This window comes from Liquorilactobacillus sp., assembly GCF_047719775.1.
Lineage (GTDB): Bacteria > Bacillota > Bacilli > Lactobacillales > Lactobacillaceae > Liquorilactobacillus.
Genome location: NZ_JBDNTS010000021.1, coordinates 1 through 20869, shown reverse-complemented (window position 1 = coordinate 20869; position 20869 = coordinate 1). Strand labels below are relative to the sequence as shown.

Here is a 20869-nt window from a genome sequence, read left to right as displayed (position 1 = left end):
ATGAAGATGGTCTTGGAGTTTGAGTAAGGTGAGCTGTTGTATGAAGTAAACCTTACACGGGTACACCCGTTATAGTGTTCACGCATAGATTTTATTTTGTGCGTTTGAGAGCTTCTTTAGCTAAAACCGGGTGGTACCACGACAAGTCGTCCCGCAGTTTATTTTTAGACTGCGGGCTTTTTTTATTCAAAAATACGGTGCATTATCATGAATCTTAATCTAATTGTAACTGTGAAACGCCGACAATTAGAGAAAAACTAGCAAAAAAGGAGGCACATTAAAATGGCTGTAATTTATATTACCAATGGATTTACCAAAAATACAAATACTAGCCACCCAGAAACATTGGCAGTATTACTAATAAATTTAATGCCTGATCGTGCAGAAACCGAGCGCCAATTTGTCTCTTTGCTGAAAAATTCAAGAAGAGATATCACATTAACCTTTTGCTTGCCCAAAACACATACTTTAAAGAACAATGCTCGTGAATCATTAGAAAAATATGCAACTTTTGATGAAGTCAGCTCAAACTACTATGATGCATTGATCATTACTGGGGCTCCACTAGATCGTTTGAATTTTACTGCAGTCGATTATTGGAATGAATTTTCAAAGATAATAAATTGGCGTAAAACCCACGCGAACCAAAGTCTTTTCATTTGTTGGAGTGCATACGCTGCAGGAGAGATCGATGGAATTTTCAAAGGACAACAACTTACTAAAAAAATTGCAGGTGTCTATACAACCAACAATTTAATTATCCCGCATTCACGCTACTTCACAATTCCATTACGTAATTCGATTGACGGGAAAATTCTGGCTGGAAATACTGAAATTGGAGCTGTATTAATTCAAAATGAGCGATTACACTCAACCTACTTGACAGGTCACTTAGAATATCAAACTGACACCTTAGCGCAGGAATATAAGCGTGATTCACTTGCAGGACTTGCACCCCACAAACCAAATAATTATTTTGATAAGGATGATATTCCCATCAATACTTGGAATTCAACAGCTAATAGCTTCTATCGCCAATGGCTAGATAATATTATTGCAACAAAAGTATCAACTGCCCTGGGAAAGGAATAACTAATTTGAAAAAATATGAAATTGAAACACTTTTGGCCCAAGCCGGAAATCATAGCCAAGAGGATCCTTATGGAACGGTCGCAACTCCGATCTATCTCTCATCGACTTTTCGTCATGGCAAACTATCCGATGTAGACAACTTTGACTATGAAAAGCAATACGCTTATTCAAGAATGGCTAATCCAACACGAAAAATACTAGAACAAACACTCGCATTGCTGGAAGAAGGTGCCAAGGGGTTTGCTTTAAGTTCTGGAATGGCTGCAATTGAATTAGTATTCTCTCTCTTTAAAAGTGGTGACGAGATCATCTCAACGGATGACTTATATGGTGGAACATTCCGCTATTTTGACCATCTCAGTGAACATTATGGCTTTAACTTCACACAGTGGAACGGAATAGATAATGATGAACTTATCAAAAAAATTACTACTAAAACTGTCGCACTTTGGATTGAGACACCTTCAAATCCTACGATGAAAAAAACAGATATTGCAGAAATTGCTGCACTCGTTCACAAAGTCAATTCTAAGATAAAAATCATTGTGGATAATACTTTCTATACTCCAATCTACCAGAAGCCACTTAATCTTGGAGCTGATATTGTAGTTCACAGTGCTACTAAATATCTCTCTGGTCATAATGATCTTCTTGGTGGTGCAGTTATTTGCAAAGATACAAAAACTGCCGAAACTTTGACATTTAATTTCAATACCACGGGTGCTGTCCTTGATCCTTTTGATTCATGGCTGCTTTTGCGGAGTCTCAAAACACTTCCACTTAGAATGAAACAGCATACAGAAAATGCACAGAAAATTGTTAAGTTTTTATCGAAGTCACCTGCTGTATCAAAAGTCCTTTATCCTGGTGAAGGTGGAATGATTAGTTTTTACCTAAAGGATCAGTCAAAAATGGCAGCTTTCTTCGACAGATTGAAAATCATTTCGTTTGCAGAAAGTCTAGGTGGAATCGAATCTTTAGTTACAATACCCGCAAAGCAAACACACCATGATATGTCGGTTGAACAAAGAGAAAAATTGGGTATTACTGAAAACTTACTGCGTCTCTCAACTGGTCTCGAAAATAGCAATGATTTGATTGTCGAATTAAAAAACGCATTAAAGTGACTTACGTCAGCACTAAAGTACCGAGCTTCTAAGAACAAGCATAACTTATCTCATACATTTCAGTATTCGACAGCGGTTCACTCTATTACTAAGGTTTAGCCCAAATCCAGTTCCAATATACTGGAAACCAATTAACAGAATACAATTCTGGTCGGTCAAAATACTAATTCATCTTACGATTAAAATCATAATTTTTCTTAGTTACCGACCCTATAAAGGAGTCTTTTAAATGAGTAAATTCAATACCAATCTCGTTCATGGAATACCCTGTAAGGAAAATAAAACAGGAGCAGTAAATCCACCCATCTATACTTCAACCACATATGCCTATCCCAATGCAGAATCTGCAGTCCGTTGGGACTATGCTCGTTCTGGTAATCCAACACGTGAATTTTTGGAAAACCAAGTCGCACGGCTCGAAAACGGAGATAGGGGTTTCGCATTTTCATCTGGAATGGCAGCTATTCATGCGGTACTTTCAATCTTCTCACCTGGAGACCATGTAGTTATCGGAGACCAGATCTACGGTGGAACATTCCGACTATTTAATCAATTCTTCAAGCGCTGGAATATTGAATTTACCGCAGTTGACACACGAGATTCTGCCGCAGTAAAAACAGCTATTAAGCCTAATACTAAAGCAATATATTTCGAACCCATCACAAATCCACTTCTGCACGTCACAAGTGTGCGTGCTATTGCAGAGATTGCACAGCAAAATAACCTGTTAGTTATCGTAGATAATACTTTTTTAACACCCTATCTTCAACAACCATTAAATCTCGGAGCAGACATAGTTATTCATTCTGCTACAAAGTATCTTGGAGGGCATTCAGATGTAATTGCTGGAATTGTGGTTACTAAAAACAAAAAATTATCAGATAAGTTATATTTTTCCCAAAATGCTATCGGTGGGATTCTCTCCCCTGAAGACTCGAACTTAATTCGCAGAGGGATTCAAACTCTTAGTGTGCGCTTAGATCGACAATTATTAAATACGCAAAAAATCGTGGTTTTTCTTCAAAAAAGAAATGACATTAAGAAGATTAATTATCCAGGGATTGTGGGAACTCCTGAACATGATGTCGCAAAAAATGAATGCAAGGATTTCGGTGCAGTTCTATCATTTGAAGTTCAAAATATTAATGTTATCAAATTTGTTAATAATTTGAAATTGTTTCAATTAGCAGTAAGCCTAGGTGCAGTTGAAAGCCTTGCCGAATTACCAGCAAAAATGTCGCATGCAGAATTATCAGCCAAAGAACTTCTTTCTTGTGGTATTTCACCCAACCTTGTCCGCTTGGCAATCGGAATTGAAGATGCAGATGATTTAATCGTAGATTTAGAGCAGGCATTGAATGCAGCAAAATAACTTAATTTTATTTCTTTGAATTATTATTGACAGAAACTTTTTTACCTGCATTAAATAGTTTTTTTGTTCTGGATTATGTTTAGTTCAAACTGTCTAGTATAACTCTTAAGTTTATTATTTTTCGTATAAATAATAAACTTCGGTTTCCACTTCAAATCCAATGCTTCTGTATAGATGAAGTGCTATTGAATTTGAACCATCAACTGCAAGAACGTAATCTCTGCTATCCAAATTTTTAGTTGAGAACCTTTTTATTATCTTAATAATAAGAGTACGTGCGAATCCCTGTTTGCGATATTTCTTTGCAACAAAAATTCCATATAAGTAATATTCATTCTTTGCACTAATATCAACAGCGCAACAGCCAACAATTTTTTTATCATATATTAAGACAAAGTTTTTATTAGCCTCATCCGCTAAACCCTTTCTTAAATATTTTTCTGCCTCTTTTGCTGAGGAGTCAGAAAACGACTCTGTATAAATTGGTATGACCATTGGAACATCTTCTAACTCAAGTAATCGAATTTTAAAATTTGTTCGTGTAACTGTGAATTTTTGCTTAGTCTTATTTAGCCTCATCTGATATTCTGGTTCAGGATCAGCAATTAGGCCCCAATTATTCAAAAAATCTGGATTGTTGTCCAAAAAACTCTTCTCTGTAATAAACTCCCAATTCTGATAGCCAAATTCGCGTAAAACTTGATACGCATTTTGCCACAGCCTTGTCCCAATTTTTTGGTGTCTATTTTGTGGTGCAACTGTCATGAATACATCAACAGATTCATTGTGATCTCCATCTGCATAAAGCATAATAAGGCCAACTAATTTTCCAGCACTTCTAGCTGAAAAAAAGGTTGGCATTTGTGGATAATAATTAAATTGACTGCTTAAATATGGATCTTTTTTCGAACCATCATATTCATGTACTTTTTCAATCAAGTGTGTCACTTCTCGTTTTTCTACAGCAGTGAGTTCTTTAGCTTTTTTATATTCCATTATTATTTATCTGCCTCTCATAAATTATCAATTTATAGCAATATTCTAGCATGAACGCTGGATATGTCGAATTCCATTCTAATTACTGTGTTATAATTGCAAAAAATGAGGTGAGATATTTTGCGAGTAGAAAAAACAACTTTAACAAACTTATGTATGCTTACCAGTAAAGACAAAGTACTAGTTGAAAACCGTAAAAATAAAAACTAGTCGGGTATAACCTTTCCATGTGGACTTAACTGGATAGTAGTTGACTTGATTTTGTCATCAGCAAACTTCTCTCTGTACTTTATAATACCCAATTTAGGTAGCTTCAAATAATGATTATCAATCAATCTAACATTTTCCAATATATTGAAAACCAATTAACGGAATACAATTCTGGTCGATCAAGGTACTAATTCATCTTACGCTTAAAGTCATAAATTTTCTTAGTTACCGACCCTATAAACTTACAAGCTGCTAATTATTTCATATATTGAATATTTTAGAACCAAGGGACTTGATAAAATGGAAACTAATAAATATGAAAACTACGGCTTTGTCTATGCATTAGAAAACAAATCATTTCCGGGATACATCAAAGTTGGCCAAACAAAAAATCTTGAACACAGATTAGCACAATTCAATGATACCGGAATTCCAGACGGCAAACCTACATTGTTACTTTTTGCAGTATATCTTGAAAATTATAAAAAGGCTGAGCGTATCTTACACAGGGCGCTCTCTGACAAACGTGAAAGCTCAGCCAAAGAATTCTTCAAGGCGACTTACAATCAAGTAAAGAGTGTTTTTGAATTGTTGACCTTTAATGACACAAATGCTTTATTTATCAGACCAGAAGAATATAATGCAAAACTGACTGGTAAAACATTTAAAATCGTAAAAAGAAAAATAGGTACACGTCCAAATCGTAATTTTAAGTATCTTAGCATTCCTAGTGGTGCAAAATTAACTTTTAAGGAAGATTCCAAAATAGTTGTTACAGTAATAGATGAAAAAAATCACGTTTTATGTCATTGTGGAAAGGCACACACACTTTCTAGAGCAGCAATATGCTGTTATGATTTCTACCATACTCTGCCTAATGAAGAAAAAGGTAAGGATCGTAATGGATTTGATTGGTTCAAGTATAATGGAATCCTTGTCTCTGATATCAAACCGATGGTTAATCAAGAATTGGAATAATATTTTAATGAAGGAATTATATGAGATGAACGTACAACAATTATTAAATACGCTAAAAAATGGTGATTTACTTTTTGTTCCCGACACAAACGATGACTTATCACAAATGATTGCTAAAAGTACAGTTAGTGAGATTGAAGTTCAATTTAATGCTCATAAAAATTACACTCATGTTGGTATCTTAGAACGCAGTTTGGCTGGATTCTTTGTCTTGCACGCAACACCAGCAAAGGGATGCATTAGAGAAACTTTGACAGACTTTCTAATTGAGCAGCAAAGTCTTGACGTATACCGACTAAAAAGAAGTACAGCTAATCACGAGTCTGCGATAAGACGTGGGAAAAAATTACTAGGGGAGCCCTATAATGACAGCTTTATAGCAAAACAACCTGGTTACTACTGTTCTGAGTTTGTTTGTGCCTTATATCCGAACCTCTTCGCACAAATACCCATGTCGTTTGGTTCTGGCGGATCAATATTACCAGAATGGATTTCTTATTATAAAAAATTAAACTTGCCAATTCCTAATGGGTTACCAGGTTCAAGCCCAAACTCATTACTTAAGCAAGACATAACTGTTTTTATTACGACTTTGTATAGAGAATAATTGCAATTTATACTATAATTTAATTACATTTTGTCGTAGAATTATAGTGTGTTGAAAAAGTTATGTCTCTCATTATTTTTTATCAAAACAATTTTATTAGCTAGCTGACACAACTCACATAATAGCATTCATCATTGAATTAAAGAACTATCTTAACAGGAGGATAATATGTTATCTTTATTATTACTTACACTTGCCATTACAATTTCTATTTGTATTATCATTTTCTTAGTCACTGCTTATCTAAAAAAGACTTCTTGGGGACCACTGGTTATTTGTGTCATTGCACTCCCATTTGTCATTTTAAGTGTCCCATTGACTTCAAATAGGTCTTCCATTAATGCTCCCCATACTACTAAAAAAGAAATTCGCCAGCTAGAAACTTTGAAAACAATAAAAATCAAGAAAAAGAAAAATAACCCACAAAAATTTACTAATGATTATAATAAAATTAACTTGCTGAGTAATACGAATGGTCGCAGTTCAGTATTACCATTAGATTTTCACAAAGTACAGCGCAAGATTACCAAAGTCAATCATTCTGAAAAGCAGAAAGATTCTCTAATTGTAAGTCATAAACTCAAGAGTTCAAAATAATAAATGGGGAAACTTTTTAATGCGTGAGTACGTACCATATTTGAAGATCAGCTACACACTAGAACTCACGCTTTGGGGGGTTCTTTTTTTACGCTAAAAATAGACCTATAGGGAATGTCATAGGCCTACCTTAAAGCAAATCAGCTGTGAACAAATTAATCTGTAACGACAATTTACCAATTTGCTTTATATCCTCATTTTATCTTAATCTATTAAATAAAAAAAGTTGTGTAAAATGAAAAAAATCACAAGCTTTTTATCCTTATACGCAGTGTTTTTAATGCAACGCTGTAGCAAAAGTAATAATTCCTAAAAAAATCCCTGGCAAATTTGCAAAAAATACCGGCCAGTCACGGTTCATCTTAAAATAAGCATAAACACACCAAAACAAGCAGTTAACTGCTGCAACCAGTGGCTGAATTGGATTACCATATTGACCATTCAAATTACTCAGAATCTGTGGGACATAAGAAACATACATTAAAACCGAAAGAACAGTCGCAATACGCCCCAAAATTTGAATAAATCTTGTTTCTTCTTTCAAAAAAACCCTCCTCAAGTTAAACTCCATTGCCAATTGTAAAATAAGTTCAAAGTCCATTGTAAACTATTAGATTAAATCGTACAAATTCAAAAGTTATTGACTAGATGTCAAGACAGGGGTAAGATCTATTAAGAGTTTATATGACTAACAGCGTTGCGTCCGACCACGGCTGTCTAAAAACAAATAAGGAGACTTCATATGAAAAATATTTCAAAAGCTTACAAGGAAAACGTTAAGAAACCATTATCACCTTTTTCACAATTTAGCAATAATTTTTCTGAAGCACTCGTACAAGTCTTTAATCTTCAAAGAAATATTTTAGAGCTTAAAACTTTACGTAGAACCACCAAAATCATGATGAGTATCATGCTAATCGCAACAATCATCTCTTTTATTTTTGGCAGCGATTATACTTTTTCCGGCTGGATTGGCTTAATAACAGGCATTGCAGTGGTACTAAACCTGATTCTTGTTGATCAAGGACGCTTGACTAACTATAGTTGGGGCGTACTTGGCTGTATAGTTTGGCTGATAATTGCAATTAACAATCGCTTGATTGGTGACATTGCCTCACAGTCATTTTATTTAATAATGCAATTTGTCGGCTTATATGTTTGGCATAGTCAAATCAAAAAGCAAACAAGTAACGATGAACTGACATCCCGCAGTTTTTCATGGTTGAAAGGATTATTCTGGTTAGTTGTAACTTTTCTCATCTATTTCTTAGTTCTCTTTTTCAGCAAGAAACTAAATGGGACTCAAATTTACTTAGATGCCACTCTTTTACCTCTCGGTATTGTGGGACAAGTTCTGATGACATACGGCTATCGTTCACAATGGATTGCATGGATTGCACTAGATATGGTCAATATTGTTATCTGGTATAATCAACTACAAACTGTCAGTCCTGCATCAACATCAATGTTTGTCCTTCAAATTATTATGTTGATAAATTCGTTATATGGCATCTATCTCTGGTATTATGGACAACAGAAAAGAATCAGCTAATTGGCTGCCTATTCCTAATTATTCAGTATAAAAACAACCGTGAATCAAAAAAGGACTATCATATAATTACTCAATAATGGACATGAATAAAGCTATTATTTAAAATTGACCTCCAAAGCCAAGTTGAAAAATCTGACTTTGGAGGCCAATTATCTTTTTGACAGCTTTTAATTTCTCAACTAATCTAATTACTTTATCACTACTACTGACAATTTTATTATCAGATATATCCCGGCCCAAAATAATACAGATGGTAAAAGTGCGTTTCTGATAGCTTTAAAAAATTCCATATTATCACCCTCGCTTTTTTTTATGATAACAACAAGAGTTTAAGTTTTTATAAGTTATACTATAAAAAAAGGTTATGTATTATATAGAAGATGTCTAAAATAAAACTACTTTTTTTGAACTTCCCTCTGCAATCATAAATTTTATAAGTACTTGGAATTAACCTGATTTGCTACTGAACGCAATATTTCAAAATAATTAATTTAATATCTTTTAAAGCACATTGAATTTACTCTACAAATATTTAAATTAAGTGTGTTATTTTCTGCAAAGAGAGCTGTTTGATTTGTTAAAAAGCCGTGATAAATTTATATTTTATTAATACATATAATTTTAATCAAATTAAAAAAGTGACTAGACAAAAAGGCTCTACAACATTTGCTATGATGATTTTACCGTCAACATCAATTTTTTTGCGTATTTTATTGTGTTGCATCCAAAAATACGGCTATTTCATAAAAAGGAGTTTTACAATGGCTAATTCAGATATAATTATCAGTATTATTGATGAAAAATATACTAATATTGAACTAGAATACAGCACAGTAACAACTACAAGTACTAATCCATACTTAAAAAGTAATGATATTATTTGCCTAGCTAAATTTGTAAATAATAAGTTGAGTTACATTGACGAAAAAGATATTGTTGCATTCATTTCTAATGACAAAGGGTTCTTTTTCCATCTCTATCGTGTTGAAAATCTCAATAAATTAGAACTTCAATTTCATCCCCTATCTGACTTTTTAAATAAAAAGTCATTCGTATTAAAAAAAACAGAAATTGAAAATTCTGCTTTGGCTGGTAAGGTTCTCTATTCGATTAATAGATTGAATAATACTTCTTTTATCAATCTATTGCGAAATCAAAGTTGCACTTGAATTTTATAAGTAAAAATAGTAGATACTTTTTTATCCTTACTTAGCATTCTTTAATAAACTGCACCTTCATAATAATTAAATGCAGGTTTTGTAAAATCATAGTTTTTTAATTCGCTCAACTTAATAAATATGTCGGCCGTACCAAATGACATAAGGTTAATAGGTTTACCCCATTCTTCATCTGGAATTGCAACTACTATGAATTTATTAATAGCTTTTGCATATCCTAATTCGACTCCACAACCAATATCTTCTTGAAGCGGAAGATATGTAAACAATACTATGTCGGAACTTTTTATTCCCACAATGTCACCATTAAACGTCGCTATAGCCCATTCTTTATCATGAAGATACTCGGGATGTTCATCCACACGGATATTTTTATATTGGTGATCCAGCGGAACATATGAATGCTCCAAATCAACACTTGGATTAATTCTCAATGATTCCATTGCAATTTCATAAGACCTTTTTTGTGTAGAAGTAAACCAACCCGCTCCAAAATATACTGTTTTTGCCATTACTTATTCTCCTCTATGAAAGTTGTACTCTTTTCAAGACTATTTCCAATATTAACAAATTAAATTGTAATTGCAAAGCCCATAAATTAAATACTTTCAAAGTAAATATTAGGTCGCCTAAGAATTAGAATCCCAGAGAATGAGAAGTGGATTATTTCAAAAATCGAATTTTGATTCAGGAGTGTGCCATAAATCGGGAAAATTTGAGTATTAACTCGAAATTGCGAACATAGCGAGTACTTTGCTATGAGTAATTCGAGGTGAGACGGAGGGGTTTGACTTATAAAACACGTTTATTCGGAATAAATAGAAGAGCTGAACCAAAATTTAACTTTTGACCCAGCCCCGTTCCGTGAGTTAATAATTATTTTACCTTTAAACTAGCATTTATTACTGTTTTATACAATTAGTTGCTATCCTAATAGTTATTGCTAATTATACTTATCAAATCCTGTTAGAGAAAATCATAATAAAAATGTATGTTTTGTTTCCCATTTTGAGAAGTATGATCATAGACTTTAGTATCCAGTCCACCAATTTCAAAACCATATTTCAAATAAAACATACAGGCTGCAACATTATTATTTTGTCCTATGGTCCAAAATCCCTTGTACTTTTTCTCTTTTGCTATTTTTTCTGCCAATTTTAGAAGTAAGTGGGCAACTCTCTTTCGTCTATATTTTTCACTAACTTTCAAGTCTTCTAAGTACAAATATTTATTCCACTGATCGTTAAAAATTGCTAATCCAATAATTTTCCCCTTGTCAAAAGCTCCAATAGCAAATCCGTTTTTATTAATATCTTCTAATTTATAGTTTTCATCTGGAAAAGTTTGTTTTCGTACATCCTTTTGATCATATTTTTCTATTTCGTAATCCCATTTTCCACTATTTCTCTTTATATTTATTTCCCCAAAAATAGCAAAAGCTTCATTTTGAAGAAGTAAGCTTTGTTCATCATCTTTATCGATTATTCTCAAATTCATCTTCGTTATTCCTTTTTTATTATAGTTCCAGCAATTATACAATAGTACCAAATAAAAATAGACACACTTTCAATTTCTGTAGCACGGGGCTGGGTCAAAATTTAACTTTTGCCTCAGCCCTTCTATATTATTACGGATAAATATGTTTGATAAATCAAAATCTTCCATCCATCTAACTTAGAATTACTCATAACAAAGTGCTCACTATGTTCGTAGTTTCAAGCTAATACTCAGATTTCTCCGACTTATATCACACCTTCGATTGTCCTTCTAAACGACTAAAATAGAAGTATTCTAAAAACCAAATTTTTTACACTTACTTACAGTACTATAAAAATAAATGACATAATTTATATGTGCCTATCGATGGAAAGTTTCGCCCCGCTTTAATCTATCTATGAAATCTTGTGGAGTTTTATGACCTTTAAAATAATATTCACTATCTTGATTGTTGACTTTTCTTGCCACTTTGGCAGGATTTCCATATGCCACAACGTTACCTGGAATATCTTTTGTAACAACACTCCCTGCACCAATTACTGTATTATCACCAATTGTGACGCCAGGCGTAATAGTAACATTTGCCCCCAGCCAGACATTATTACCAATAGTCACTGGAAAAGCATACTCTGCTCCTTCTTTAGTTCTCAATTCTGGATCAATGCTATGACCTCCAGTATAAATACCTGTATAAGGGCCAATTAATACATTGTCACCAATGACTATTTTTGCAGCATCCGCCATTGTAAGATTATTATTTCCAAAAAAATTTTTGCCTATGTGAATATTAAATCCATAATCAACCTGTAATGGTAATTCTATAAAAATATTTTCCCCAGCCTCACCTAATAAATCATTCAGTATTGCTTTACGTTTGTCTAAATCACGATATCTTAAATGATTATAATCAAAAAGTTTATCGCGTGCCTGCATGTTGAGTTCAAACAGAACTTTATCTTGATGATAAAGTTCTCCCTCAATCATATGTTGATATTGTAAATCTGTATTTTTATCTCTGATAATTTTTTCTCCTCACATTTTTTATTTATACTTTATCGCTACATTAGGCAGCTTTACAAAAAGAAGTATTATCTGAATAACACTTAATATCTTATGTTCAATATACCATTGTTCTACTTTTTATACATAACCAGCGATTTGTGCTTATGAATTTGAACAGTTAGTTTTACACGATGGAATACAGAATTATTATCTTAATAGAACAACTAAGCATAAAATGGAGTCAGAAGCTGATAGATTTGCAATGGAATTACTAGAAATATTTTCAACAGAAGAATGCTTCCATCCTAGCTATTTAATTATGTCACAAGTGTCTGAGTATTTATGTACCAAATACTAGGATAGGATCAGAGTTCTAGGCAATTTTTAAGCACTATAAGTTACAATTTTTATTACTATCCTGTGCTTCGTCCTAAAAGAACATTTATTCAACACCTTTTAATGCCTGAACCATATCGATCTGCTTAACTCGACGACTAATAAATAAAGTCGTCGACAAAGAACAAAGCCACACAAAAATACTAGATATACCAATCGTTTTCCAATCAAAGTATCTTGTATATTCAAGATTAATTGTTGAAAAGATGCTAACGTATCGTCCTAAGAACCAGATTCCCGCAGGAATTCCAATAATCCAACCTACAAAAGTAGTAATTAAATTTTCTATTAATGTTAAATTACGAATCTCATTACGATGTGTTCCTAAAACACGTAGCGTTGCGTAATCACGAGTACGCTCAACAAAACTTAACGAGCCAAGATTATACAAAACGATTACGATTAACAAGGCTCCAAAAACAATAATCAAAATAAAAATACTCATTAGGTTATTAACAAAATTATAAGCATTGCTTTTTTGATCTCTAATTTTAATAGTCGAATTAATTTCATTTTTGTTGTGAGTATAATTCTTTTTAACTAGCAAAGTTGAAGGAGTAAAAGCTCCACCTGCTTTTTCCCAGGTTTTTTTAGTTATATAAGCTCCTTGATTTGTTTCACTAGTAATAATTCCCTTAACTTTGAATCGATAATTTTTATTATAACCAAAGGTATTAACCTTTAGCTTATCACCAATTTTTATATTAGCTCTTTTAGCAAAACCTTGAGTTACATAAAAGCCACCATTTTTAATAGTTCCACCTGTAGTGGTCTTAACATTAACGCTATTACCAGGCCCTACAATTACAAGAAGACGATTATAGCCATCATCAGGGGTAAAATGAGCAGGGCTTAGCTGTACCCACTGCTTTGCTTGTGGGTGTTTAGATGAGTATTGAGAATAACTATTGACCGTAAGACGCTTATCATAAGTAAAATCTTGCGTATATGCTTTATCGACTAAATGGTTCATAGATTGAGGCATACCAACTCCTGCTATCATAAGCATCATACCACCTGCAACGCCAATAATTCCCATTAAAGTACGAGTTCGGTTAATAAAGACATCTCTAATCGCCCACCTACCAGCATATGGCAGGTGGGTCCATAACCATTTCCAATGTTCAATAAATATTTTATGAGCAGTACTTTCCTCTTTACCACGAAGAAAGATAGCAGGAAGCCCTCTCGTGGCACTCCTAGCAGCAAAAAAAGCAGATAAAATACAAATTGAAATGACACCTAGGACTACAAATATCACGCTATATGTGTAGGAAATGTTCCAATGAGGTATGGAAAACATTTGTTGTTGACTTTTCAAAACAAACCAAGAAATATCAGGTGAAATTATTAATCCTGCTAAAGACCCTAATCCTCCTACAAGCAAACCAAAACTAGCATAATGAAGTCCAACCTTAAAATTAGAAAAACCAAGTGCTTTAAAAGTGGCAATTATATCATACTGACTTTTGATTAGTCTTTGAATTGTGGTATACATTGCTAATATGGCTAATAGGATGAAAATAAACGAGAATAAGTAGGAAAGATTACGAATTTGTCCAACACGATCTAGTGCATTTGATACATCTGGAAGAGTTGATCGAGAATTGAATGAGATTAAACGTCTGTTAAAAATCGCTTCAGTTGATTTGCGCATACTGTGATGTTTTCCTTTTATTTCCACAATATTATAAGGACCCTGGTAATCTAGTTGCTTTTTTAGCGCACGTGGGGAAATATAAGCATAACCATAGTTGGAATAATTAGGAGCAATAAATTCTTGTGTCCCGGTAAAGTAAATTCGAGTAGGACTTTGAATTATTCCTTTAACTTTAAAAAATACAGTTTGGTTATTTATGGAAACTTTCAATTTATCATTTATAGATAAGTGATGATGACGAGCGTATTCCTTATTAATCCAAATTCCATCTAAACTTTGGTTATTATATTTTTTCCCCTTAACGACATATGATTGAGAAATAGGATGTTCATATGAGTCAATAATTAAATGGTATTTATTTTGTTTTACTTGAAGTCTTGTTCCCCGTTGAGCGTTAGATATTCCAGAAAGGTTACTTATTTTCTTAAGGTCAGCGTCAGTAACAGAACTACTTTGAGTCCAGTAATTGGCTAAGGTTGAGTTATTAACAAATTCATTTACGCTGTTCTGTAGTCCGTGCCAAGCTCCTTGAAGTCCAACAAAGACAATGATAGACAACAAAGCCATTAGAAAAACTGAAAAAAATTGGGCCCAGTTATTTTTAACGTCACGTAGTAGTTTTCTATTTAAATACTTCATTTATTCTGTCTCACCTACCAGTAATGGTCGTTCGTTGTCATTTATTGATTCAATTTCACCATCTTTTAACCGAATAATTCGATTGCCATAACGTTCAAACTCCGGGTTATGTGTAACCATAACGACTGCAGTATCTGTAGTATTGGCGATATTTTGTAGAATTCCTAAAATTTTCATACTAGTAGTGGAGTCTAGTGCTCCAGTTGGTTCATCACATAATAAAAGCTTAGGCTTTTTGGCTAGAGCTCTAGCAATAGAAACCCTCTGCATTTCCCCTCCTGATAACTGATTTGGAAAATTATTCATTCGTTCTTCAAGTCCAACTGATTTGAGATAATTCTCAGATAAATTATCATTGCTATTAAGTTGTGCTGCAATGGCAACGTTCTCTAATGCCGTTAAGCTTGGAATTAAATTATAAAATTGAAAAACAAAGCCGACCACTTTTCGCCGATATGATGTTAAATCGTGATCATTCAATTTGTTAATCTGTTGTTTATTAAAACTAATGTTCCCCTTTGTCGGTCGATCCATACCACCTAAAATATTTAAAAGTGTACTTTTACCCGATCCAGAGGGTCCTAAAATTACAGTAAGTTGGTGAGACTCAATTTCAAAATTAACTTGATTAAGTGCTTTTACAAACTGATTTCCAACTTGGTATTCTTTATTAATATTAGAAAATTTAATCATTAGTTTCTCCTTTCATTAATATTTGGTCATTAGTTTAATTTTTTCTTTTAAGGTTGGTTCGTGATATTGTTCGATAATACGCTGAGAAACCATTTCTCTATTCTCCTTAATTTTTTGTTGTGCCAATGTTATTGCATTATCTATAGACATTATTTTAGTAAGTTCAAGATAATTAATAATAGTCTCTAGTCTATTTGAAATAGAGCCCTTTACATAATAAGGTGAGAAACCAATATCTTTGAATGAGTTTACGATTTCTTGATCTGACAATTTACGATACTTTTCTGAAACTGGTCGGTGTCCGTCTGGATTCATTTGAAATTCTATTGGCAGGTGGATAATATCCGTATACCATTTTTTTGCATGTTTATTTACCACAACTCCATAACTTTCGAGATACTTATTTACAAAAGGCTTAGATGTAAAGCCAATAATTTTCTTGGAAATACGATGTGGCAGAGTTGAACCAGGATTAATACCAACTTTCATTCTAACTGTTCCGTAAATCCACTCATTAAGTACAGATCCATCAGAAATAAAACTACCATATTGAGATAAAGCTTGTTCTTCGGCCCGAATTCTCTCTTCAAATCTTTTTAAACCTAGAGCCATTAACTCGGTAGCCGTCATATCTTGAAATCTCCTCCCAGGATATAGATCAGTTAGAATTTCTCGAGCAGAAAGAGCGTTAATCATTGGAATACCAGTAGCAATTGAAAGTGCAGTTGTTGTGGTTGTTTTTCCAGTAGAATAAGTTCCTGAAATAACAATTCGTTTGTTTTTACCTAAGCTTGTCATATACTTCTCCTATTGTGGTAATTGATGTGTAATTTTAGCTTCAAAAAACACTTCGTTATTAATATCAGAGCCTTTTTCTTTAAGAATGCGCCAGCTATTTCCGTTCATCTTAATGATAGAAGCTTTCGTAATTTCACTAATTGTTCTGATAGGGTAACTTAGAGTAGCATCTTCATTGAAAGTGGCTGTTATACGCTTCATCCATAAATTATTTGAACATTGACGAGTCATATGATCATAGTTGTACGCCATAATTTCGCCAATTTGTGAAAATACAATTAACCATTCTAATATTGATAAGTGATTCTGAAGACAACTTCCCAGCCCATGGTATGTAGCTTGACTCTTTCGTTCATGATTAATGCGGGTAGAAAGTCCTGAATTTCCTAAATAATTAACTTCATCAATATTTAAACAAGTATCTTTTAAATGATTATCTAAAAAGCTAGAGGAATCAATGGAAGTAGATTCCTTTTTTTTATAAAATTCGAGTTTTTTGAGCACAATTGATACCTTCATTCCCTCAAGTACAGTTTTAAAAGATATTGTAGGATCATCAAAAGAAAGATTCATAAGTTCCATATCAATATTGTCAAGGTCTTCAATAGCATTACTACCAGCTTTAAAATCAAATTTCTGAATAAAATAATTGTCCAAGTTTAGCGGAACTACCACTTTTTCAATCATCAAGTAACTTAAAGTAATAGCATCTATAGTACTAACATGTGCTACTTGTTGAACCCCATTTTTTATTGACCATTGATCTGCATTAAAATCAATTCTTGCTATAGCAACGTAATTATTTCTAGTATTCTTTTTGACATCAGTAATAGCGTAAGTTGTGTGTTTATGTCCAGCTCCAAAATAGCGAGTCTCATAATTACCAAGAATATCGTCCGCGTTCATAAAATACCCCCTTCATTTTTATAGTAATCAATGACATGTCATACATGATATGTCATTGATTACTATAATATTATTAATTTAAATACATGTCAATTAAATATAATGACATCTGTACACTTTTCAGTTAGAATAGTTCTAAATAGCCAAAGGTGTGAGGAGCGTGTGAGATTTTCGTATGTTAATAGAAAAAAAAGTTGAGCTTTTACGATTTTTAATTAAAGGAAGTGAACGTGAATCAACCAGCGTATTTAACAATATGCTTAATACTTATGGACTTACTACGAACCAAGCAGAAGTATTGATGATTCTATCTCAATCTGGGCCACTATCATTAAAGGAACTTGGTCAATTATTAATTTGTGAAAAAGGATCCCCCAGTCGCTTAGTTCAATCGCTAATTAACAAAGGTTTCGTTGATAAATTAGTGGATAAAAAAGATCGAAGGAAAAATGTTTTATCGTTAACAGAAAAAGGAGAGTTGTTATTGCCCGGCATTAATGAAGCCAGTCATCGTTTAAATTTGTTCATTTTACAGCAAATTGATGATGTCAGTTCAATAGATCAACTAATTAAAATTTTTAAAACTTATTTAAACCAGACGGATTCAGGTACGAAAATAAAGCTAAGGTACCCCGAGGAATGGAAACAGTGATATAGTTTTTAAGAAATAACTCTTACTAGCTAATGTGTTAGAGAACTAAAAAAGTATAAATTTACCAATCAAAATTATCTAGACAAAGAGTCCAATGCAAAAAGGGCTCCCACAATCATTGGAATATTTGTCTAACAATCACTAAGCACTTCATACTGGATCAACCTCCAAAAGTTAAACCAAAAATCTAACTTTTGAAAGTTGATTTTTTTATAGTAAAATATAGTAGTGTCTTTTCATGCAATATTAATTTAATTCAAATAGACAAGTAACTTTACTACTATGGTAGGTTTTTTTATTTCATTTTTCCCCTATTATCGTGTTAGAATTTTTTTAGATTCAAACTTGGGGGAATAATAAATGTCAAAAAAACACTTCAATCAAAATTCTACTAAAAAATATACATACCAAATTGTCATATCAATAATCATTGGAATAGTAATAATTATAAGTACTTCATCTTTTTTGATTCTGAGGGGACTCAATTCAAATCTTTCTTCCGAAGTAAGTTCTACCTCTTCTACTGATACTAGCAAAATAAAAAAAGTAAAAGGTTCAAAAAGAGCTTCTTCAAATTCAGATGTATCCTCTTCCTATTCGAATGCTGTAACAGAAAACCCTCAAAAGTCCTCATCTAGTTCCAGTAACACCACAAGTTCAGCTGATAGCACCAGTATTGCAAAAAAATTCCTAGCAAATGGTTTTTCAATTGGACCAATTCTATATAATGGAGAAAATGTTGATCAGGCAATGGATGAAAATAAAGCCCCTCAAAATACAGTACATGATAATGCTAAAATTGGATATATTTTAAATGATTCAGAAGTTCGTGTGCTGTCTATGAATTCAGCATATTCACAAAATTATTCAATAACTGATACTACTATCACAATAGGCGATATTACTTTTAACTATTCAATAAATAATGGTTCTCCTATTTTTAGTACTACCGACAAAACATACGCTGATAACAGTACTTTAACCTGGCAACTTTCCTCTACCCCCAATGCAAAAAAATATGTGGATACTGCACAAACCCAAAACTAAGAAATACTAAATACTCATGATATTAAAATTTTTTCAGTTAGTGTGAATACATGTACTTTGCTTTATGTAATTTGAATACATATGTTTTTCACTATTTATTTAATTTTTTCCTAATAAAGCCATCTGACTTAAGAAACTGGAAGTGGATTACTGCAAAAAAGAAAAGCAATCAGAAAAAATTGGCAATAAAAAATATCCTCTTATTTCAAGTGAAATTGATCTTCCAATTAGTGAGGACAAAACCAAAATATTATTATATCTTATAGAAAAAAATATTGAGCTAGCAATATATCGAGAAAGGCTCATTAAAAAAATTTAGCTGTTAATTCACTCTTAGTAACATACTGAGTGTTATACTGCTTGTTCTCTCTTGATGTATATCTCAAGTACAGCATTATCATTACTAATCCGATAACAAATATCACTCATCTTTATCTCATCGTTCATCACTCTCCCATCTATTATGCTTATGCTTGAACTTGTGTGTGCTATAGTTCATCCACTAATGTCATTCCTTTAAATTTTTGTATAAAAATAGACAACCATAATTATCATGATTGCCTTACATTTATAGTAGCTTGCCTTCTAAACTTCTAGCTTTTCTTTCAAAGCTTCTGTTAATATTTGACTAAAGTTAATGTTTCGTTTAGCTGCTTCATCAGCCAAATACTTTGGAATGGTTGTGTTTTTCTTAACCGTTTCGTATTTAACAGAACCCTTTATTTCAGATTTAGAAACTTCAAAAGGAAGTTGAAAAACGTCATCATATTTCTGTGAATCAATCTCGACATTATTCCTTAGTTTCGCTGGTCCAGGAAAGTTAGTTTTACCATCTAAAGCCAAAATTAAAGCTTCTTTCCCATACTTATAAGCATCAGCTGGTGTCTCACCGAATGTTATTGCTTCAGGAAAATTAGCGAATGAAACTTTCAATACATTATCTTCCCTATTATGAACTTTTTTCTAAAATCCCCCGTTTTCATCAGCACAGTAATGTTCCTCCTTACAGCCACTATAATAAGCTCTATGCGTATCGAAACCAATGGATTTTAGAAAAAAATAGTTATAAAAAGCAGTACAATGGATGCTTAAAAGAGCGATAATATATCTAGTTTACCTAATCATCCTGAAAATATATTCCTGCGATCAAAGAGATTAATTTTAACGTATCCTCACTTTGACAAATCATACTTTGAGTGTGGCAACAGTATGTCTTGAAAAAGTATTATTCTCTATCTCTATGTCAAATTTTCGGCTTATAAACAATCTAACCATATTACTTAAAATATTTACACTTACATGATATTATATACTTGTAAGTCTATAATACAGGAGGTGAAAAATATGCTATTTAGCAACAAGCACATCACAGGTATTTTAGAAGACAGAGGATTATCTGAATTGAATGATGATGCACTATGGCAAGTAAAAAATATTTTAAATGAACTTGATGATGAACAACTCCTAAGAAATAGCAAAAGAATAATGTCTAGTGACTACGGTAACGAAAAAGCAATTGCAGCATATTTAAGAGCTATAGTTGAACAAAATTGGGTATTGTTAGCTCAAAATGACAAAATTTTAAAAAGTCTACAACCTCAAGATGAAGATTCCAAAAAAAATAGCTAATCTATATGGACTATCTATCTTATTTTTCATTTTCTACCAATCTTATTAGTTCTTTTTGTAGCTACTTAGGCTACAAATACATAATAAAACTTTTTCAAGCGGAAATTTGCGGAGAAGTTCGTTTTCGTAAAATTTCTGCTTTTTTCTAATTTACGTTTTTTTCAACACCCAATATTGTAGAGCCAAAATGGCTCTTTGTCAACCGCTGTTGATGAGAAATCTTTATGAGAAAATCAATTCA

Annotated in this window: 21 protein-coding genes and 1 other annotated feature (1 of these 22 cut by a window edge); of the genes, 11 read left to right on the top strand and 10 right to left on the bottom strand. The window is 32.7% G+C overall.

Features of this window, described 5'->3' with window-relative positions; all coding sequences use genetic code 11:
* Positions 1-157, top strand: a binding site (T-box leader); it begins 81 nt to the left of the window's first position.
* 125 nt (positions 158-282) lie between these two features.
* From ABF682_RS10195 to ABF682_RS10185, 3 genes are all read left to right on the top strand, one after another.
* Positions 283-1092, top strand: a complete 810-nt coding sequence (locus tag ABF682_RS10195) for a homoserine O-acetyltransferase/O-succinyltransferase family protein (RefSeq protein WP_415619746.1) — start codon at positions 283-285, stop codon at positions 1090-1092.
* A 5-nt stretch (positions 1093-1097) separates the two neighbouring features.
* The gene (locus tag ABF682_RS10190) at positions 1098-2219 is read left to right on the top strand and encodes a trans-sulfuration enzyme family protein (RefSeq protein WP_289978229.1); all 1122 of its coding nucleotides are present in this window, start codon (positions 1098-1100) and stop codon (positions 2217-2219) included.
* A 229-nt stretch (positions 2220-2448) separates the two neighbouring features.
* The gene (locus ABF682_RS10185; RefSeq protein WP_415619745.1) at positions 2449-3591 is read left to right on the top strand and encodes a trans-sulfuration enzyme family protein; all 1143 of its coding nucleotides are present in this window, start codon (positions 2449-2451) and stop codon (positions 3589-3591) included.
* A 114-nt stretch (positions 3592-3705) separates the two neighbouring features.
* On the opposite strand, the gene ABF682_RS10180 is transcribed toward ABF682_RS10185, so the two are convergent.
* Positions 3706-4587 carry a GNAT family N-acetyltransferase gene (locus ABF682_RS10180; protein ID WP_415619744.1) on the bottom strand — a complete coding sequence of 294 codons (882 nt, stop codon included), beginning with the start codon at positions 4585-4587 and terminating at the stop codon, positions 3706-3708.
* Positions 4588-5097: 510 nt separating this feature from the next.
* On the opposite strand from ABF682_RS10180, the gene ABF682_RS10175 reads away from it, so the two are divergent.
* From ABF682_RS10175 to ABF682_RS10165, 3 genes are all read left to right on the top strand, one after another.
* Complete coding sequence (locus ABF682_RS10175; RefSeq protein WP_289978225.1) at positions 5098-5775, top strand: GIY-YIG nuclease family protein; 678 nt, start codon at positions 5098-5100, stop codon at positions 5773-5775.
* A gap of 7 nt (positions 5776-5782) precedes the next feature.
* A complete protein-coding gene (locus ABF682_RS10170) occupies positions 5783-6382 on the top strand; it encodes a YiiX/YebB-like N1pC/P60 family cysteine hydrolase (RefSeq protein WP_415619743.1) in 600 nt (199 codons plus the stop codon).
* 168 nt (positions 6383-6550) lie between these two features.
* Positions 6551-6979, top strand: a complete 429-nt coding sequence (locus ABF682_RS10165; protein WP_289978221.1) for a hypothetical protein — start codon at positions 6551-6553, stop codon at positions 6977-6979.
* A gap of 277 nt (positions 6980-7256) precedes the next feature.
* On the opposite strand, the gene ABF682_RS10160 is transcribed toward ABF682_RS10165, so the two are convergent.
* Positions 7257-7550, bottom strand: coding sequence for a SemiSWEET family transporter (locus ABF682_RS10160; RefSeq protein WP_415619757.1), 294 nt, complete (start codon positions 7548-7550; stop codon positions 7257-7259).
* A gap of 171 nt (positions 7551-7721) precedes the next feature.
* Between ABF682_RS10160 and pnuC the strand changes: the two genes are divergently transcribed.
* Entirely contained in the window at positions 7722-8531 is an 810-nt protein-coding gene (gene pnuC / locus ABF682_RS10155; RefSeq protein ID WP_415619742.1) for a nicotinamide riboside transporter PnuC, read from the top strand.
* 761 nt (positions 8532-9292) lie between these two features.
* Positions 9293-9700 (top strand): S24/S26 family peptidase, encoded by a 408-nt coding sequence (locus ABF682_RS10150; protein WP_289978212.1) that lies wholly within the window; start codon positions 9293-9295, stop codon positions 9698-9700.
* A 50-nt stretch (positions 9701-9750) separates the two neighbouring features.
* Here ABF682_RS10150 and ABF682_RS10145 read toward each other — a convergent pair whose 3' ends face one another.
* From ABF682_RS10145 to ABF682_RS10115, 7 genes are all read right to left on the bottom strand, one after another.
* Complete coding sequence (locus ABF682_RS10145) at positions 9751-10221, bottom strand: nucleoside 2-deoxyribosyltransferase (protein ID WP_289978210.1); 471 nt, start codon at positions 10219-10221, stop codon at positions 9751-9753.
* A gap of 454 nt (positions 10222-10675) precedes the next feature.
* Positions 10676-11206, bottom strand: a complete 531-nt coding sequence (locus ABF682_RS10140) for a GNAT family N-acetyltransferase (protein WP_415619741.1) — start codon at positions 11204-11206, stop codon at positions 10676-10678.
* 360 nt (positions 11207-11566) lie between these two features.
* On the bottom strand, positions 11567-12190 hold the full coding sequence (locus ABF682_RS10135; protein WP_415619740.1) for a sugar O-acetyltransferase: 624 nt from the start codon (positions 12188-12190) through the stop codon (positions 11567-11569).
* Between the two features lie 460 nt (positions 12191-12650).
* Positions 12651-14903, bottom strand: a complete 2253-nt coding sequence (locus tag ABF682_RS10130) for an ABC transporter permease (RefSeq protein ID WP_415619739.1) — start codon at positions 14901-14903, stop codon at positions 12651-12653.
* Entirely contained in the window at positions 14904-15596 is a 693-nt protein-coding gene (locus ABF682_RS10125; RefSeq protein WP_415619738.1) for an ABC transporter ATP-binding protein, read from the bottom strand.
* Positions 15597-15611: 15 nt separating this feature from the next.
* The gene (locus tag ABF682_RS10120) at positions 15612-16394 is read right to left on the bottom strand and encodes an AAA family ATPase (protein ID WP_415619737.1); all 783 of its coding nucleotides are present in this window, start codon (positions 16392-16394) and stop codon (positions 15612-15614) included.
* Between the two features lie 9 nt (positions 16395-16403).
* The gene (locus ABF682_RS10115; RefSeq protein WP_415619736.1) at positions 16404-17300 is read right to left on the bottom strand and encodes an AvrD family protein; all 897 of its coding nucleotides are present in this window, start codon (positions 17298-17300) and stop codon (positions 16404-16406) included.
* Between the two features lie 175 nt (positions 17301-17475).
* Here ABF682_RS10115 and ABF682_RS10110 point away from each other — a divergent pair, with 175 nt between their 5' ends.
* The gene (locus tag ABF682_RS10110) at positions 17476-17952 is read left to right on the top strand and encodes a MarR family winged helix-turn-helix transcriptional regulator (RefSeq protein WP_415619735.1); all 477 of its coding nucleotides are present in this window, start codon (positions 17476-17478) and stop codon (positions 17950-17952) included.
* Between the two features lie 360 nt (positions 17953-18312).
* Positions 18313-18999 (top strand): hypothetical protein, encoded by a 687-nt coding sequence (locus ABF682_RS10105; protein ID WP_415619734.1) that lies wholly within the window; start codon positions 18313-18315, stop codon positions 18997-18999.
* Positions 19000-19584: 585 nt separating this feature from the next.
* Here ABF682_RS10105 and ABF682_RS10100 read toward each other — a convergent pair.
* Entirely contained in the window at positions 19585-19932 is a 348-nt protein-coding gene (locus tag ABF682_RS10100) for a HicB family protein (RefSeq protein ID WP_415619733.1), read from the bottom strand.
* A gap of 411 nt (positions 19933-20343) precedes the next feature.
* Between ABF682_RS10100 and ABF682_RS10095 the strand changes: the two genes are divergently transcribed.
* Positions 20344-20628, top strand: coding sequence for a hypothetical protein (locus tag ABF682_RS10095; RefSeq protein WP_415619732.1), 285 nt, complete (start codon positions 20344-20346; stop codon positions 20626-20628).
* Positions 20629-20869 lie beyond the last annotated feature (241 nt).

Bases quoted from the DNA above. Each gene is read 5' to 3' on its own strand.
- ABF682_RS10130 (WP_415619739.1), bottom strand. From the start codon at position 14,903: ATGAAGTATTTAAATAGAAAACTACTACGTGACGTTAAAAATAACTGG.
- ABF682_RS10160 (WP_415619757.1), bottom strand. From the start codon at position 7,550: ATGGAGTTTAACTTGAGGAGGGTTTTTTTGAAAGAAGAAACAAGATTT.
- ABF682_RS10120 (WP_415619737.1), bottom strand. From the start codon at position 16,394: ATGACAAGCTTAGGTAAAAACAAACGAATTGTTATTTCAGGAACTTAT.
- ABF682_RS10145 (WP_289978210.1), bottom strand. From the start codon at position 10,221: ATGGCAAAAACAGTATATTTTGGAGCGGGTTGGTTTACTTCTACACAA.
- ABF682_RS10150 (WP_289978212.1), top strand. From the start codon at position 9,293: ATGGCTAATTCAGATATAATTATCAGTATTATTGATGAAAAATATACT.
- ABF682_RS10175 (WP_289978225.1), top strand. From the start codon at position 5,098: ATGGAAACTAATAAATATGAAAACTACGGCTTTGTCTATGCATTAGAA.
- ABF682_RS10135 (WP_415619740.1), bottom strand. From the start codon at position 12,190: ATGATTGAGGGAGAACTTTATCATCAAGATAAAGTTCTGTTTGAACTC.
- pnuC (WP_415619742.1), top strand. From the start codon at position 7,722: ATGAAAAATATTTCAAAAGCTTACAAGGAAAACGTTAAGAAACCATTA.
- ABF682_RS10165 (WP_289978221.1), top strand. From the start codon at position 6,551: ATGTTATCTTTATTATTACTTACACTTGCCATTACAATTTCTATTTGT.
- ABF682_RS10180 (WP_415619744.1), bottom strand. From the start codon at position 4,587: ATGGAATATAAAAAAGCTAAAGAACTCACTGCTGTAGAAAAACGAGAA.
- ABF682_RS10185 (WP_415619745.1), top strand. From the start codon at position 2,449: ATGAGTAAATTCAATACCAATCTCGTTCATGGAATACCCTGTAAGGAA.
- ABF682_RS10115 (WP_415619736.1), bottom strand. From the start codon at position 17,300: ATGAACGCGGACGATATTCTTGGTAATTATGAGACTCGCTATTTTGGA.
- ABF682_RS10095 (WP_415619732.1), top strand. From the start codon at position 20,344: ATGCTATTTAGCAACAAGCACATCACAGGTATTTTAGAAGACAGAGGA.
- ABF682_RS10105 (WP_415619734.1), top strand. From the start codon at position 18,313: ATGTCAAAAAAACACTTCAATCAAAATTCTACTAAAAAATATACATAC.
- ABF682_RS10170 (WP_415619743.1), top strand. From the start codon at position 5,783: ATGAAGGAATTATATGAGATGAACGTACAACAATTATTAAATACGCTA.
- ABF682_RS10125 (WP_415619738.1), bottom strand. From the start codon at position 15,596: ATGATTAAATTTTCTAATATTAATAAAGAATACCAAGTTGGAAATCAG.
- ABF682_RS10195 (WP_415619746.1), top strand. From the start codon at position 283: ATGGCTGTAATTTATATTACCAATGGATTTACCAAAAATACAAATACT.
- ABF682_RS10110 (WP_415619735.1), top strand. From the start codon at position 17,476: ATGTTAATAGAAAAAAAAGTTGAGCTTTTACGATTTTTAATTAAAGGA.
- ABF682_RS10140 (WP_415619741.1), bottom strand. From the start codon at position 11,206: ATGAATTTGAGAATAATCGATAAAGATGATGAACAAAGCTTACTTCTT.